The sequence below is a fragment of the Salinispora sp. CH2A1_6 genome (assembly GCF_056820975.1).
The window spans coordinates 10,203-27,258 of sequence record NZ_JBXEDG010000010.1 but is presented as its reverse complement, the minus strand read 5'-3'; the positions used below and the strand labels follow the sequence as shown (position 1 = coordinate 27,258).

General features: G+C 73.3%; 7 protein-coding genes and 1 CRISPR repeat array (1 of these 8 running past the window's edge). All 7 genes read left to right on the top strand.

All coding sequences use genetic code 11. The features are described 5' to 3' along the window. Positions 1-25 precede the first annotated feature (25 nt). Genes AC1UKG_RS13660 through AC1UKG_RS13630 form a run of 7 tightly spaced genes read left to right on the top strand, consistent with a single transcriptional unit; the run spans position 26 to position 15,914 of the window. On the top strand, positions 26-229 hold the full coding sequence (locus tag AC1UKG_RS13660) for a hypothetical protein (protein ID WP_482642181.1): 204 nt from the start codon (positions 26-28) through the stop codon (positions 227-229). Then, positions 226-4,773 (top strand): amino acid adenylation domain-containing protein, encoded by a 4,548-nt coding sequence (locus tag AC1UKG_RS13655; RefSeq protein ID WP_482642182.1) that lies wholly within the window; start codon positions 226-228, stop codon positions 4,771-4,773. Before AC1UKG_RS13660 ends, AC1UKG_RS13655 begins: the two co-directional genes overlap by 4 nt. Beyond that, positions 4,770-12,059 (top strand): amino acid adenylation domain-containing protein, encoded by a 7,290-nt coding sequence (locus AC1UKG_RS13650; protein ID WP_482642183.1) that lies wholly within the window; start codon positions 4,770-4,772, stop codon positions 12,057-12,059. Before AC1UKG_RS13655 ends, AC1UKG_RS13650 begins: the two co-directional genes overlap by 4 nt. Before the next feature lie 40 nt (positions 12,060-12,099). Further along, entirely contained in the window at positions 12,100-12,306 is a 207-nt protein-coding gene (locus tag AC1UKG_RS13645) for an MbtH family NRPS accessory protein (RefSeq protein WP_026271693.1), read from the top strand. 31 nt (positions 12,307-12,337) lie between these two features. Further along, positions 12,338-14,164 carry a non-ribosomal peptide synthetase gene (locus tag AC1UKG_RS13640; RefSeq protein WP_482642184.1) on the top strand — a complete coding sequence of 609 codons (1,827 nt, stop codon included), beginning with the start codon at positions 12,338-12,340 and terminating at the stop codon, positions 14,162-14,164. Beyond that, positions 14,161-14,643, top strand: coding sequence for a cobalamin-dependent protein (locus AC1UKG_RS13635; protein WP_018815200.1), 483 nt, complete (start codon positions 14,161-14,163; stop codon positions 14,641-14,643). The genes AC1UKG_RS13640 and AC1UKG_RS13635 overlap by 4 nt, the downstream gene beginning before the upstream one ends. Beyond that, complete coding sequence (locus tag AC1UKG_RS13630) at positions 14,640-15,914, top strand: methylaspartate mutase (protein WP_482642185.1); 1,275 nt, start codon at positions 14,640-14,642, stop codon at positions 15,912-15,914. The genes AC1UKG_RS13635 and AC1UKG_RS13630 overlap by 4 nt, the downstream gene beginning before the upstream one ends. 313 nt (positions 15,915-16,227) lie before the next feature. Further along, positions 16,228-17,056: direct repeats of the CRISPR family, unit length 29 nt; unit sequence CGGAGCACCCCCACGTGCGTGGGGAGGAC (it continues 725 nt past the right edge of the window).

Genomic DNA, 17,056 nt, shown 5'->3' with positions numbered 1-17,056 from the left:
CCGTTTCCCCCACAAGGAGGACGACGTGACCAAGACCGCCCTCGACGCCGCCACCGCGCTGCGGCAGGCGGCGCCCACCGCACCGGCTCTGCCCGATCAGCCGTACACGTACCGCAGCCGCGAGCTCACCGACCCGGACTGGCACCAGAACCCGCAGGTGGCGAAGACCGGCGTCAGCAACCGACAGTGGTGGTGCCGGCACGCGCCCGCCGAGCAGGTGAGTCGATGACCACGCCGAACGTGGCGCCGCCGGAGACCGCGCAGGCCGCCCGCCTGCCCCTGACCGCCGGGCAGCAGCGCATCTGGTTCGCCGAACTCTTCGAGGACGCGGCCCCCGCCTACAACGTCCCGGTGGCGGTTCGCCTGCGCGGCCCGCTCGACGAGCAGCGGCTGCGGACCGCCCTGGACACACTTGCCCGGCAGCACGCCGCGTTGCGCGCCCGGTTCACGGTCGACGAGAACGGCGAGCCCTGGCACGAGATCGACCCGCACGCCCTGTTCGACCTCGATGTCGTCGACCTGCCCGGCGGCACCGTCGAGGCGGCCCGGACCGCCGCCGCGGGGTTCGGCTGGCAGCCGCTGGACCTGGCGAACGGACCCCTCGCGCGGGCCCAGCTACTGCGCCTCGGTCCCGACGACGCGGTCCTGGTGTTCACCGTCCACCACATCGTCTTCGACGACTGGTCCACCGGCATCCTGCTGCGCAACCTCGGCGCGGCGTACCAGGAGGGGGCAGCCTGGACGGGACCGGAACTGGACTATCCGGACCTGGTCCGGCAGGAGAACGAACGTCTGGCCGGGCTCGACGCCGAGAAGCACCTGCGGTATTGGGCGGACGGGCTCGCCGGGCTGCGGCACCTGGCCGTGCCCACCGACCGGCCCCGCCACCGGCATCACCGCGGCGCGGGCGCCGCCATCCACTTCGTCATCCCGGCCAGTACGGCGGACGGCATCCGTGCGCTGGCCCGGACGTCCCGCTCGTCGGTCTACATGGTGCTGCTCGCGGCGCTGCAGGCCACCCTGAGCGACTGGAGCGGCAGCCCGGACGTGGCGGTGACCTCACCGGTCGCCACCCGGTCGGTTCCCGGCAGCGAGGACGTCGTCGGCTACCTGGTGAACACGGTGGTGCAGCGGGTCCGCGTCGTGCCCGGCAGCTCGTTCACCGCGCTGCTGGCCGACACCCGCCGGACCGCACTGCACAACTACGCCCACCAGGACGTCCCCTTCGACCAGGTGGTCCGCCGGGTGAGCCCGCGGCGGACCCCGACCGGGACCGCCCTGTTCCAGGTCGGCTTCAACTACCAGAATGCCGTGGGCAAGACCCTGGACCTCCCGGGAATCTCGGTCGAACCGGTCACGGTGCCCCGGGCGACCGCCAAGTTCGACCTGCTGCTGGACGTCGCCGACGAGGCCGGCGCGATGACCGCGTTTGTGGAGTACGACTCTGGGCTGTTCGACCCGGCCGGCATCGAGGCCCTGAGCGAGACGCTGACGCGCGGGCTGACGGCGGTGGCCGCCGACGCCGACGCCGGGGTGGACGTCTTCGCCGTCGCGCCGTCTGGTGCCCTGCGGCTGCTGGCACCGCTCGGCCTGGTCCCGTCCCGGCGCTCGGCGCCCGCGGACTTCGCCCTGACCGCCGGTCAGCAGCGGATGTGGACGGCACACCAGCTGCGGCCGGACTCCGCCGCGCACGCGTGTCCCCTGGCCCTCGCGCTGGACGGCCCGCTGGACCGGGCCGCCCTGACCGAGGCGCTGACCGGGCTGGTCTCCCGGCACGAGGCCCTGCGCGCCCGCATCGTCGCCGGCGCGGACGGCCGTCCGCACTGGACATCGCGCCGCCCGGCCGTGATCATCCCCCGGTACGCCGACGTCCGGAGCGCGGCCGACCCGGCCGCCGCGCTGACGGACCGGCTGGAGGACGAGCTCGCCCGCCCGTTCGACCTCGCTGCCGGGCCACTGACCCGGGTCCTGCTGGTCCGCACCGGAGACGACCGGCATGTGCTGCTGCTGTCCGTCGCACACGTCGCCGCCGACGGCCAGTCACTCGACGTCCTGCGCGACGAATTGCTGCACCTGTATCGGGAGGCCGCCGGCGGGGACGGCCCGACCCTGCCCGAACCAGTGTCATTCCGCGACTTCACGCTGGCCCGGGTGGCCGAGGAGGCCGAGCCGGCCGCGGAGCGGCTCGACTGGTGGCGCCGCCGGCTCGCCAACGCCGTCGCACCGCAGCTGCCAGTTGACGTCCCCGCAGCGGCGGCGCGGACCGGGCGCGGCGCCACGCTCACCGTCACCGTCCCGGACGGCACCACGGCGGCCCTGCGCCACCTGGCGGCGAGCTCGCGGACCACCCCGAACGTGGTTCTGCTGGCCTGCTTCCACGCGCTGCTGTCCCGCTGGACCGGAAACCCCCGCACGTGTGTCGGCACGCCGCTGGCCGACCGCCTGCACGCGGACGGCGAGACCGTCGCGGGCTTCTTCGTCGACACCGTCCCGCGCCCGGTCGACCTGTCCGCGGACCCGACGATACTGTCCCTGATCGAGACCGTCCGCACCGGCGACCTGGACACCCACCGGTACTCCCGGGGCCGGGTCCGGTCGGCAGCGGGCCGGGCGGTCCCCGGCTGCTCGGTGGAGGGACTGCTGGGCGAGCTGCGCCGCCGGGGTGACCTGCCGGCCGAGAGTCCGTTCACCGTGCTGTTCGACGTGCGGCACGTGGACCGGACGCCGGTGGCCGTCGCCGGCCTGACTGTCTGCGGTGCCGCGCTCCCCCGGCTCAGCGCCTCCGCTGACCTGACCGCTGACCTGGAACTGGACACGGACGGCGGGTTGAGCGCGACGCTCGAATACGCCACCGACCTGTTCACCACCGCTGCGGCCGAGCAACTGGCCGCCCGCTTCCTGGCCGTGCTCGAACAGGCAGCCGCCCACCCGGGCGTCCGGGTGAGCGAACTGGACGGTGGCGGTTCCGCGATTCTCCCGTGGGACACGCGGACACCCGCGGACGAACCGGACTGCCCGATCCATGACCTGATCACCGAGCAGGCGGCGCGCACCCCCTCGGCCACAGCCGTGGTCTGCGGCGCGGACCGGCTCACCTACGCGGAACTGACCGAGCGGGCCGGGAACCTGGCCCGGCGGCTGGTCGCCCTCGGCGTGCGGCCCGAGCAGCCGGTGGCCGTACACCTGCCGCGTGGCGTCGACTCGGTGGTCGCCCTGCTGGCGGTGCTCCGCGCCGGCGGCACCTTCCTGCCGGTCGACCCGGTCCTGCCGGCCGATCGCAGCTGCGCACTCCTGCTCGACTCCGGGACCAGGTTCGCCGTCGTGGACGGCGGCCTGACCCTGCCGAACGGCGTCGTCCCGGTCCCGGTCACCGGCCCGGAAGCCGGCCCGGGCCCGCTGCCCGCGGTGGACGTCCAGCAGCCGGCGTACCTCATCTACACCTCGGGAACGTCCGGCCGCCCCAAGGCCGTCATCGGGCTGCACGGCATGCTGACGCGGCACTGCCGGGCGATGGCCGCGGCGTACGAGCTCACCGCCGCCGACCGCGTCCTGCAGTTCGCCAGCCACTCGTTCGACGCCTCGCTCGAACAACTGCTGCCCGGACTGACGGTGGGCGCCACGGTGGTGCTGCGCCCGGACGAGCTGTGGCAGCCGGAGGAGTTCCCGGAGCTGCTGCGCCGCACGGCGGTGACCGTCGCGGAACTGCCGCCCGCCTACTGGTCCGCCGTCGTCAACCGCCTCGGTGACGCGCCGCCGCCGGACCTGCTCCGGCTGCTCGTTCTCGGGGGTGAGGCCGTATCCGGTGCCGTCGCCCGACGCTGGCTCGCGTGGGCACCGCGGTGCCGGCTGGTGAACACGTACGGCCCGACCGAGGCGACCATCACCGCCACCGCCGTCGACGTCACCCTGACGGAGGCGCAGGCGGAGGTCGTCGGTATCGGCGGCCCCCGGTACGGCGCGCGGGTGCACGTGCTCGACGACGCCCTGCGGCCGGTGCCACCCGGCACGACCGGCGAGCTGTACATCGGCGGGTGCCTCAGCCGCGGGTACCTCGGGCGGCCCGCGCTGACCGCCGAGCGGTTCCTGCCCGACCCGGTGGTCCCCGGCGAACGCATGTACCGCAGCGGCGATCTGGTTCGGGCCCGGGCCGACGGGCGCCTCGACTTCCTGGGTCGGGCCGACGACCAGGTGCAGATCCGTGGCCACCGGGTGGAGCCGGGTGAGGTCGCGGCCCGGCTCGCGGTGGCGCCCGGTGTGGAGACGGCGGCCGTCGTCGACCATCTCGCACCCGAGCCTGGCGCAGAACGCGTCCTGGTCGGCTACGTGGTGCCGGACGCCGAGCACCGCCTGGACGCCGCCGCCCTGAGCCGCTTCTGCTCCGCGACGCTCCCGTCGTACATGATCCCGGCCCTGTTCGTCGCACTCGACCGGCTGCCGCTGACCACCGCGGGAAAGGTGGACCGGCAGGCCCTGCCCGATCCGCGGCGAACCGGCCTGCGCGGGACCAGCCGCACGGAGCCCCGCAATGACCTGGAGCAGCTCGTCGCGGAGCTGTTCGCCGCGGTCCTGCAGACGGACCCGCCGGGGGTGTTCGACGACTTCTTCCACCTGGGCGGGCACTCCCTGCGTGCGACCCAGCTCGTCGCCCGCCTCCGGGAGAGCTTCGACATCGAGTTCTCCCTGACCCAGCTGTACGCCACCCGGACGGTGGCCGCCGTCGCCGAATCCGTCCTGAGCGCCCTCGTCTCCGACACGCAGGAAGGCACAGCATGACCATCGAAGAGCTGCCCCGCGCCGAGACGGACCCGCGCCTGGAGGCGGTCCGGGCCCGGATCGCTCGCGCGGGCACCCGTCTGCGCCAGGGCGCGGCGCACGGCGGCGGCCTACCGGTCCAGCCGCCGGGACCCGTGCCGCTGGCGCCGGGGCAGGCCGGCATCTGGTTCTCCGAACAGCTGCGGCCGGGGACGCCGCTGTACAACGTGCCGCTCGCCGTCCGGCTGACCGGCCCGCTCGACGTGGACGCGCTGCGCGCGGCGCTGGACGCGGTGACGGCCCGGCACGAGGCGCTACACACCGTGTTCCGGCTCGGGCCGGACGGCGAACCAGTCCAGCAGACCGCCCCCGCGGCACCGGTCACACTGCCGGTCATCGACCTCACCGAGGCCGATCTGCCGCAGGCGCTGCGTACCGCCGCCGAGCAGCCCTTCGACCTGGAACGCGGGCCGCTGCTGCGGGCCTGGCTCCACCGGGTCGCCACCCGGCAGCACGTCCTGCTCGTCACCGTCCACCACCTCGTCCTGGATGGCTGGTCGGGCGGCCTGCTGCTCGCCGACCTGGCCCGGGCCTACACAGGCGAACTCCCGGCGGGCGTGGCGGCACCGGCTTTCCGTGACGTCGCCGCGTGGCAGCACGGGCGACTCGCCGCCGGTGCCCTGGACGACCAACTCCGGTACTGGCGGCAGCGGCTCGCCGGGCTGCCCGACCTGGAGATTCCCGGCGACCGGCAGCGCCCGGCAGACCGGGACTGGCGCGCGCACAGCAGCCGGCGGGAACTGCCCGCCGCCACCGCGGCGGCCGTCCGCCGGTTGGCCGCAGCCCACGACACCACACCGTTCACCGTGCTGCTCGCCGCGTACGGAACGTTCCTGCACCGGCTCACCGGCCAGGACGACCTCGCGGTCGGCGTACCGGTCGCCGGTCGCGAGCGTACCGACCTCGAATCGGTGGTCGGCCTCTTCGCCGGGGTGGTACCGGTCCGGCTGGACCTGACCGGCCGGCCCGGATTCGACGAGGTGCTGTGCCGTACGGTCGCCGGCTCGCGCAACGACTTCGCCCACCCGCAGATCCCGTTCGACCGGCTCGTGCGCGAGCTGCGCCGGGACCGCATCGCGGGCAGCCAGCCGCTGGTGCAGGCGATGGCCGGGACCGAACCGACCGCCGTGGCGCTGACGTTCGGCGAGGCCGCCGGCACCGAGCAGCCGGTCGACGTGGCCCTCGCCAAATGCGACCTTGACCTGAGCGTCCTGGACGACGGCGATCGCCTCGCCGTCACCCTGCTGGCCGCCGCGGACCTGTTCACCCCGGCGGCCGCGGAACAACTGGCCGGCCGGTTCCTCAGCCTGCTCGCCGGGCTGACCGGGGCGCCCGACCGGCCGGTGTCCGAGGTGGACCTGCTGGACGCGGACGAGCTGCACACCGTCCTGCGCACGTGGAACGACACCGCCCGGCCGCTGCCCGCCGCGTCGTTTGGCGAACGCTTCCAGCAGTGGTGCCGCCGCACACCCGGTGCGGTCGCCGTGATCGAGGGGGACACGACACTCAGCTACCGCGAGCTCGACGAGCGGGCGAACCGGCTGGCCCGGCTCCTGATGGAGCGGGGCGCGGGGGCCGAGACCTTCGTGGCCGTGCTGCTCCCGCGCTCCGCCGATCTGCTCGTCACCCTGCTCGCCGTCATCAAGGCCGGGGCCGCGTACCTGCCCATCGACCCGGACCTCCCACTCGAGCGGATCGCCTACCTGCTGTCCGACGCCCGCCCGGTACTGGTGGTGACCGACACCGCCACGGCCGGGCGACTCGGCCCGGACGACAGCACCGGGCTCGTGGTCCTCGAGGAGACCGACACCGGCGGTTACTCCGCCGCGGAGCTGCCCGCCGTCCCCGCCGGGCACACCGCGTACGTGATCTACACATCGGGCTCGACCGGCCGGCCAAAAGGTGTGGTGATCACCCGGGCCGCGCTCGACAACTTCCTGGCGGCCATGGCCGAACGGTTCCCCCTCACCACCGATGACCGGGTCCTGGCCACCACCACCACCTCGTTCGACATCGCCGCCCTGGAGCTGTACCTGCCGCTGCGCTCCGGCGCCGGTGTGGTGCTCGCCGACGCGGACACCGCCCGCAACCCGGCGGCGCTGATCGACCTCGCCGGCCGCCACCGGGTTACCCTGGCCCAGGCCACACCGACGCTGTGGCAGGCCCTCGTACCGGAGCTGTCCGGACCGGCGCTGGCCGGAATTCGGGTCCTGGTCGGCGGCGAGGCGCTCCCCGCCGAACTGGCCCGCCGGCTACGCGACGCCGGCGCCGAGGTCACCAACATGTACGGACCGACGGAGACCACCATCTGGTCTACCAGCGGCCCGGCCAGCGAGGGCAGCACCCGCCGCGGGTCCATCGGCGGGCCCATCGACAACACCCAGGTGTACGTCCTCGACGCGAACCTGCGCCCCGCCCCGATCGGGGTCCTCGGTGAACTCCACATCGCCGGCGAAGGGCTGGCCCGCGGGTACTGGAACCGGCCCGGTCTGACGGCCGAGAGGTTCCTGCCCGATCCGTTCGGCCCGCCCGGTACCCGGATGTACCGCACCGGCGACCTGGTCCGCTGGTCCGCCGCAGGCGACCTGGAGTACCTGGGCCGCACCGACCACCAGGTCAAGCTCCGCGGATTCCGGATCGAGCTCGGAGAGATCGAGACGACGCTGATCGCCGCCGGTCCGGTGCGCCGGGCCGCGGCGGTCGTCCGCGAGGACCGGCCCGGTGACCTGCGACTGGTGGCGTACGTGATCCCGGACGGCCCGGTCGACCCCGACGCGCTGCGCACAGAGCTCTCCCGGACGCTGCCCGACTACATGATCCCGGCGGTGATCGTGCCGGTGCCGGACTTCCCCACGACACCGAACGGCAAGCTCGACCGCGCCGCGCTGCCCGCGCCGGACTACGGCACACGCAGCGCCGCCCGCCCGCCGCGGGACGACCGGGAGCGCTTCCTCTGCACCGCTTTCGCCGAGGTGCTCGGCCTGCCGGAGGTGGCGGTCAGCGACGACTTCTTCGCACTCGGCGGCCACTCGCTGCTCGCCTTCCGGCTCCTCGCCCGGATCCGCGACGAATTCGGCGCCGGCTTCTCCCTGCGGCGGCTGCTGGCCGCCCCGACCGTCGCCGCCGTCGCCACGGAACTCGCCGCCGAGGCGTCCACCGGTGACGACGCCGTCAGCCTGGCCCCGGTGCCCCGGGATGAGCCGATGCCCCTGTCGCCGATGCAGGAATCGATCTGGCTGGCGGATCAGGTGACTGCCGGCGACAGCGTCTACAACGTGCCGCTGGCGCTGCGGCTGATCGGCCCGCTGGACCGCGGGGCGCTGCGCCGCGCGCTGAACCGGGTGGTCGACCGCCACGAGATGCTGCGCACCCGGATCTACCCCGGCCCGGACGGGAGGCCGGTCCAGGTCGCGGACCCCGCCGGATGCGGCGCGACACTCGACGAACGCGATGCCGCACCGGGCACGGCCCTCGCGCAGCTCCTGCTGGCCGAAGCCGCCCTCGGTTTCGCCCTCGCGACCGAGCACCCGCTGCGCGCCGTGCTGTGGCGCCTCGATGAGCGGGAGCACGTCCTGCTGCTGACCGCCCACCACGTGGCGGTTGACGCCTGGTCGATGGACCTGATCCAGCGCGAGCTCACCGAGCTGTACGCGGCCAACACCGGGCACCGTGAACCCGCGCTCGGCGAGCCGGCCCTTGCGCAGGCCGACTACGCGTTCTGGCAGCGCCAGTCGGCGCAGCACGGGCGGTACGCGGCGGAGCGGGACTTCTGGCGCACCGAGCTGACCGGCGCCGTCGCCACCGAGGTGGCCGGGGACCTCCCGCGCCCGGCCACGCCCGGCGGCGGTGGCGGCGCGGTGGAGTTCGCGCTGGCACCGCGGCAGATCCAGGACATCCGTGCGCTGGCCCGCCGGTGCGGTACCACGGTGTCCACCGTGGTGCTCTCGGCACTGCAGACCCTGCTGTACCGGATCACCGGCGGCGACGACGTCGTGATCGGCAGCACCGTGTCCGGGCGCGGCGACCCGCGGCTGGACAACCTGATCGGCTGCCTGGTCAACACGGTGGTCCTGCGGGGTGACCTGTCCGGCACCCCGACGTTCCACGAACTGCTGCGCCGCACCCACGCCCGGACCGCGGACGCCCTGGCCCACCAGGAGCTCCCGTTCGAGCATCTGGTTGTCGACCGCGGCGCCGGCAGCGGGCCACTGCTCCGAATCATGTACAGCTTCAGCAGCCAGGAGCCGGCCGGCCGCAGCACCGGCGACGTGGACCTCGAACCCGTACCCGTACCGGTCACGACCTGCAAGTTCGACCTCGTCCTGACCGTGGTGGACGACGGCTCGACACTGGAGGGCGTCCTCGAGTACGCCGACGACCTCTATCTGCCCAGCACCGCCGAACGGCTCGTGACCTCGCTGACCAATCTGCTCGCCGCTGCCGTCCGTACCCCGCAGCTCGCGGTCACCCGCCTGGCCCTCACGTCCGCAAGCGACACGGTACGCACGTCCCGGTGGGGGCGTTCCGAGCAGCACGTCGGCGACGACCGTACGGTGCACCAGCTCGTCGAGGCGCAGGCCGACCGGACCCCGGGGCGGACCGCACTGCGCACCGGCGACAGCAGCCTCACCTTCGCCGGCCTCGACACCCAGGCGAACCGCCTGGCCCACGCCCTGCACACCGGGGCGCTGGGGGCACCGCCGGTCGGCCCGGAGACACCGGTGCTGCTCCTGCTGGACCGGAGCCCGGAACTCGTGGTCGCGATGCTCGCCGTCCTCAAGGCAGGGGGCTACGTCATCCCGGTGGACCCGGGCTACCCGATGGCCCGGCTGACCCGAATCGCCAGCACGGTTTCCCCCGCGCTGGTCCTGACCCGCACCGGGCAGGGCGGGTGCCTACCGGGGACCGAGGTCTTCGGCGACGTGCCGGTGGTGGCGCTGGACCGGGTGGCCGACCGGCTCACCGCGATGCCGGACCAACGCCCCGAGGTGACCGTCGCCCCCCGCAGCCTGGCCTACTCGATTTTCACGTCCGGGTCGACCGGGCAGCCGAAAGGCGTCGCGGTGGAGCACATCGGGTTCGTGCGCTACCTCTCCTGGGCGGCCGCGCACTACCCGACTGCCGGACGGCGCGGCACCCTGGCGCACTCGTCGGTCGGCTTCGACCTGACCATGTCGGCCCTCTTCGAGCCGCTGGTGTCCGGTCGCGGCGTCACCCTGATGCCAGCCGATGCGACCTTGGCCGATCTGGCCGAGGAACTGTCCGGGCCACTGGCGTACGACTACATCCGGCTCACCCCGTCGCACCTGCGCCACCTCGTCGGGCACTGGACCGGCCAGGGGCTGCCACCGGCGGCGCGCGGCTGGGTCGTCGGCGGCGAGACGTTGGACCCGGCTCTGGTGAAGCAGCTGCTGGAGCTGCGCCCGGACGCCGAGGTCATCAATCACTACGGGCCGACCGAGACGGTGATCGGGCGGGTGGTGCACCCGGTGCGCGATGCCGGGGAGCTGGCGGGGGACAGCCCACTGCCGCTCGGCCGCCCGCTCGGCGAGACCCGGCTCCAGGTTCTCGACGCGTGGCTCGAGGCGGTTCCGGTCGGGGCCGTCGGGGAACTCTTCATCGGCGGCGACGGCATCGCCCGCGGCTACCTCGGCCGGCCCGCCCTCACCGCCGAAAAATTCCTGCCCGATCCGGCCGGCGAGCCGGGCGCGCGGATGTACCGCACCGGGGACCTGGTGCGGTGGCGCGGCGATGGACTCCTCGACTTCGTCGGACGAGTCGACGACCAGGTCAAGCTGCGCGGCTACCGGATCGAGCTGGGCGAGATCGAGGCCCGCATCGCCGAGCACCCCGGGGTGGCACAAGCGGTGGTGCTGGCCCGCGACGAGCAGTTGGTCGGCTGGTTCATCCCGGCCGAGGACCACCCGCCGGTCACCGTGTCGGCGCTGCGCCGGTTCTGCGCGGAGCAACTGCCGGAGTTCATGGTGCCGACCCAGTGGGTAGCGCTCGACGCCTTCCCCCTCACGCCGCACGGCAAGGTCAACCACCCGGCGCTGCCCGGCCCGACGTCCGGACGACCGGAACTCGAGGACCGGTACCAGGCGCCACGCACCCCCGGCGAGCAGCTGCTGGCCGAGGTGTGGTCCACGGTCCTGGGCACCGACCGGGTCGGGATCGAGGACAACTTCTTCGACCTTGGCGGTACGTCGATCTCCGTCATCCAGCTCTCCGGCGCCTGCCGCCGGGCGGGGGTGGAGATCTCGCCCAAGGACGTCTTCGAGCAACCGACCGTCCGTGGGCAGGCCATGCGCGCGATCGCGCGGAGCCGCGACGATGCGTACGCCCCGGTGCTGGACACCGTCTTCGGCGCCGGGCACACCGGCACGACGCGGACGGTGGTGACCCTGCGTGCCGGGGGCGACGGACGTCCGGTGTTCTGCGTGCACCCAAGCGGCGGCGGCGTCGCCTGGTACCTGCCCCTGGCGCGCGCCCTCCCCACGGCGCACCCGGTGCACGCGTTCCAGCCGCTGGGCATGGACGGGCGGGAGGCACCCGCGGAGACCATCGAGGACATGGCCGCCGGGTATCTGGCCGACCTGCGACTGGTGCAGCCCGAGGGCCCGTACGTCGTGGTCGGCTGGTCCCTCGGCGGCACCATCGCCTTCGAGCTGGCGCGGCAGCTGGACCGGCTCGGCGAGCCGGTCCAGCTGATCCTGCTCGAGCCCACCCTGCCCGAGGTGGCCCGGACCATCGACCTGCACCGGCCGGCCCGGGACAGCTACCTGCGCGGCGCGGACCTCGCGGAGCGCATCCTCCGGCTGCCCGCCGGCGACCCGGAAGGCGACCGGCTGCGGGCCGAACTGACCCGGCTGCTGGAAGACGCCGGGTACTCGGCCGGCGAGGTCAGCCTCGGCGACGCCCTGCCGATGCGCGCCTGCGGCCAGATGCTGGCGGCCTTCGCCGAGTACCGCCCACTCCCGCTGCCGGACGAGTCGACGGTGCGTACCCAGTTCGTGGTCTCGGCCGAATGCACCGACGCCGCGCCCGAGCGCCCCTCCGGTACCTCGCACACCGCCTACGGCCCGTATGCGGCCGGGTGGCGGAAGCTGCTGGGCCGGTCCGCGGCGCCGCGGACCATCCACCTGCCAGGGATCCACGCCACCATGCTCACCACCGACCGCTGTCCCACCGTCGTCAACGCCTGCGTGGAAGCACTCGGCACGGTGGACGGCGTTCGCCGGCACTGACATCCACCGTTTGCGCATCACCTCCGAGAAAGGCGAGGCCGTGTCCGACACCGACGAACAGTTCAAGGTCGTACTCAACGACGAGGAGCAGTACTCGATCTGGCCGGCCAGCCGCCCGGCCCCACAAGGCTGGCGGGAGGAGGGGACCCGCGGCCCCAAGCAGACCTGCCTGGACCGGATCGAGACCCTCTGGACCGACATGCGGCCGCTGAGCCTCCGGCAGCGCCAGCAGACAGCCGCGAATTGATCCCCGCCGCCTCCGACCACAGGGACACGCCATGACAGCGACCTACTCCCGCACCGGCCCGGCCGCCGCCGAAGCGGTGACCGACCCGGGGCCGAGCCCCGGCACCGTCGTCGCGGCGCTGCGCCGCTCGGCGACGCTGCGGCCCGGCGCCCCCGCCCTCGTCGACCCCGACGGAACCTTGACCTACCACGACCTGTGGTCTGAGGCCGGGATGCTCGCCGGGTCCCTGCGCCGCCACGGGATCGGCCACGGCGATGTGGTCGGCGTCGCCGCCGAACGCACCCGGCAGAGCCTGCTCTGCCTGCTGGCGCTCGGCCGGATCGGCGCGGCCTACACGCCGCTCGACGCGGCCCAGCCCGCTCCCCGACTCGAACGGATGATCGCGGGCAGCGGTGTCCGGACAGTCATCGGGCGGTCCGACGCCCTGATGGGCTTCCCGCGCAGCCTCTCGGTGGAACTCCTGCACACCGATCCAGCTCCGCGGTCCGACGAAAGCCTGGACGACGACGTCACGGACCCCGACGACCCGGTGTACGTCATTCACACCTCCGGCTCCACCGGCGACCCCAAGGGCGTCCGGGTGTCACAGGGCGCCCTGCACGCGGCGGCCACCTCGCTGATCAGGCTGTGCGCCACCGGCCCGGGCGACCGGGTGCTGAGCTTCGCCGCACTGAGCTGGGACACCAGCGGCGAGGAGATCTGGTCGGCGTTCCTGTCCGGAGCCACCCTCGTCATCGACCCGGCCGCGACCAGCGGATCCGTGCCCGCCCTGCTGAGCGCGGTCCGGCGCCACCGGATCACCGTCATCGACCTGCCCACGGCCTTCTGGTACGAGCTGGTGGCATTCCTCGATGAGGCCGACGAGACCCCGGCGGCGACGGCGGCACTGCTCGGCGACCTCCGGCTGGTGATCATCGGCGGGGAGGAGGTCCGGGCGCCCCAGGTACGGACCTGGGCCAGGCGCGCCCCCGACCGAATCCGGCTGCTCAACACGTACGGGCAGACCGAGACGGTGCTCGTCACCCACGCCGCCGAGTTGGGCGGCGGGTTCGGCCGGCGGATCGGGCCCAGCGACCGGGTGCCGATCGGCACACCCCTGGACCACGTGCAACAGATCCTCCTGCCGGACCAGGACGGCATCGCCGAACTGCTCGTCGGTGGACCGTCGCTCAGCCTCGGCTACGCCGGCAAGCCGGAGGAGACCGCCGCCCGGTTCGGTCCCGGCCCGGACGGCACCGGCCGCTACTACCGCACCGGCGACCTGGTCGCCGAACGGCCGGACGGCGGGCTCGACTACCTGGGCCGCCGCGACCGGCAAATCAAGATCCGGGGACTGCGCGTCGAACCCGAGGAGGTGGAACGTGCCCTCTGCGCCCACCCGCAGCTGCACGTCGCGGCCGTGGCGCCGGTTGACGGCCCCGACGGCCCGAGCGGTCTCACCGCCTGGGTGGTCCCGCTCGACCCCGGTACCGCCCCGGACGCCGCCGCGATCCGCACCTGGCTCGCCGGGCGGCTGCCCAGCTACCTCGTACCCGCGACCCTGCGCATCGCCGACCGACTCCCGCTGCTCCCAAACGGAAAGGTGAACCTCAGCATGATCTCCAGCAATGACACCGCGCCCGCCACACCCGAGGTCGACCCGGTCGCCACCGAGCTGGCCGACCTGTGCTCCGCCGTCCTGGGCGCCCCGTGCGGCGTGAACGACGACTTCTTCGACGCCGGCGGCGACTCCCTGAAGGCCACCCGGCTGATCTCGAAGGTGTACCGGCGGTTCGACGCCGAGCTGACCTATGTGGACGTCTTTGAGCACCGCACTCCGGCCGAGTTGGCGGCCCTGATCGGCGGGCGTCCGTCGTGACCCTGCGCCGCCTGCACGTACTGGTGACCGGCACGTCGTCCGACGCCCACACCTGGAACCTCATGTACCTGCAGCTCGCCCTGGAGGAGGCCGGCCACGACGTCACCAACCTCGGGCCGTGCGTCCCGGACGACCTGCTGACCGAGACCTGCGTCCGGCTGCGGCCCGACGCACTGGTGATCAGCTCGGTCAACGGACACGGCCACACCGACGCGGCCCGGGCGGCCGCCGTGGTGCGCGACGACCCCCGGCACGACGCGATGCCGATCATCGTTGGCGGGCTGCTCGGCACCGCCGGGGACCCGAACGCCGACCACGCGCCCGCGCTGGAGGCCGCCGGGGTGACCGCCGTCCTCGAGAAGGACGACCTGCCGGAGCTGATGCGGCTGCTCGCCGAGACCCGTGCCACTGCCACTGCCACTGCCGCCGCCGCCACTGCCCCTGCCGCTGCCGGCCGCGAACTGGAAGGCGCGCGATGACAGCTCCACCGGAGACTGGCTTCGCCGGTGCGATCCACCACACTCGGCGTGCCGGTCTGGTGGTCGTCCAGCCCCGGATGGGCTTCGCCGAGCCATCAGCCATGCGGGCGGGACTGGTCGCGGTCCGGGACGCCCGGGCGACCACCGTTGGCACGATCACACTCGACAGCTACACCCGCGTCGGCGACCTGCACAGCGCCCGCACCGCCGTGCGGACCCGGACCCGCCTCAACGGCTACCCGCTGTGCACTCATCCCGACGACACCACCAGGTCCATGCTGTCCGAGGTATACCGGCCCGGATTCCCGATCCAGATCCGGCACGGCTCAGCGCGGCCCGGTCACATCATCGAAGCCATGGCACGGATCGGGCTGGACGCCACCGAGGGCGGACCGGTCTCCTACTGCCTACCGTACGGCCGCACCCCATTACGGTCCGCGGTCAACGAATGGTCGGCCGCATGCGACCGGCTGGCCGAGATGTCCACGCCGGAACGACCGGCCCACCTGGAGAGCTTCGGCGGCTGCATGCTGGGGCAGATGTGCCCGCCATCGCTGCTGGTGGCCATCGCCGTACTGGAAGGCCTGTTCTTCGCCCAGCATCGGGTGCCGAGCATCTCACTGAGCTACGCCCAGCAGACCCAGCCCGAACAGGACCTGGAGGCCCTGGCCGCCCTCCGGCGCCTGATCGGCGAGCTGCTGCCGGACCTTGACGTCCACGTCGTCCTCTACACGTACATGGGCGTCTTCCCCCGGACCCGGGCCGGCTCCTCCGCCCTGCTCGACGAGAGCGCCCGGATCGCCGTCTTCGGCGGTGCCGAGCGGCTCATCGTCAAGACAGTCATGGAGTCGGTCCGGATCCCGGACGTCGCCGACAACGTCGCGGCCGTGGAACGGGCCGAGCGCGAGGTCCGGTGTTCCCAGCAGATGCGGGCCGCCGGCCGCCACCCCTGGACGCCGTCGGAGTCCGGGCTGTACGAGGAGGCCCGCACGATGATCGACACGGTCCGGTCACTCGACCCGGACCTGGGCACCGCCCTGCGCATCGCCTTCCGGCGCGGCCTGCTGGACGTTCCGTACTGCCTGCACCCGGACACTCAGGGCCGGACCAGGAGCCGGGTCGGCCCCGACGGACGGCTGGAGTGGGCCCATGTCGGCTCCCTACCGATCGACGGGCCACGTCCGGCCGGCCATGCGGTCAGCGCTCAGGAGCTGACCAGCATGCTGAACTACGTGGCGGACCGCTTCGACTCGACTGTGGCCCTTCGCTGATCGGTGGCAGGACCACGCACCACCGCGGACCTGCCACCAAAGGGTGAGCGATTCAGGCGGTTCGGCAGTGGCTGGATCGCGGGTGCAGAAGTCCGCAGCGCCATCGGCGCGGTGGCCAGGGCACGGGAGCCCAGCGACGGCATGCTCTCACCCGCGGGCGCCCTGCAGATCTGCACAGGCTCGATCATTTGTCGCCTCCAGAAGCCGTGCGTGGGGAGGACAAGCCGCGGAGTCGTGCCAGTAGGCGGCCCAGCGGAGCACCCCACGTGCGTGGAGAGGACTCCGCCGATGGCAGGTGGCGACCGTTGCGGATCGGAGCACCCCCACGTGCGTGGGGAGGACAGCCAGAGCTGGCCCCGCTCTGGCTCCCAGGTCGGAGCACCCCCACGTGCGTGGGGAGGACCCGATGGGCGGCCATCTCGGTCATGGCGCTTCCGGAGCACCCCCACGTGCGTGGGGAGGACCCCGGGCCGGTGACGCAACCACCGCCGGGAGCCGGAGCACCCCCACGTGCGTGGGGAGGACTTGGCTGGCGGACGCCTCCAGTGCCACACCGGCGGAGCACCCCCACGTGCGTGGGGAGGACGCCCACCCGGGCGGCGAGTTTCGCGCGGGCGGCGGAGCACCCCCACGTGCGTGGGGAGGACGTCAGACTTGAAGACTGGCGAGTCATTGGTCACGGAGCACCCCCACGTGCGTGGGGAGGACGATGTGCAGGGCGTATCGCTGACCGGCGAGGTCGGAGCACCCCCACGTGCGTGGGGAGGACGGCCTCCAGAGCACGGCGCCCGCTACTGCCAGCGGAGCACCCCCACGTGCGTGGGGAGGACCAGGCGGGTCGGCGCGCTTAGCGCTCTTCGACCGGAGCACCCCCACGTGCGTGGGGAGGACTTGATCAGCAGCAGCGGCAGCACCGGCCGTAGCGGAGCACCCCCACGTGCGTGGGGAGGACGCTGATCTTCCAGGTGTACGACCCGGCTTCCGTGGAGCACCCCCACGTGCGTGGGGAGGACACCGTGTCTCAAGCTATGAGCGTTTACTCAAGCGGAGCACCCCCACGTGCGTGGGGAGGACCACCGACACGGCCGTGGCCGTGGCCCAGTAGCCGGAGCACCCCCACGTGCGTGGGGAGGACGTAGCAA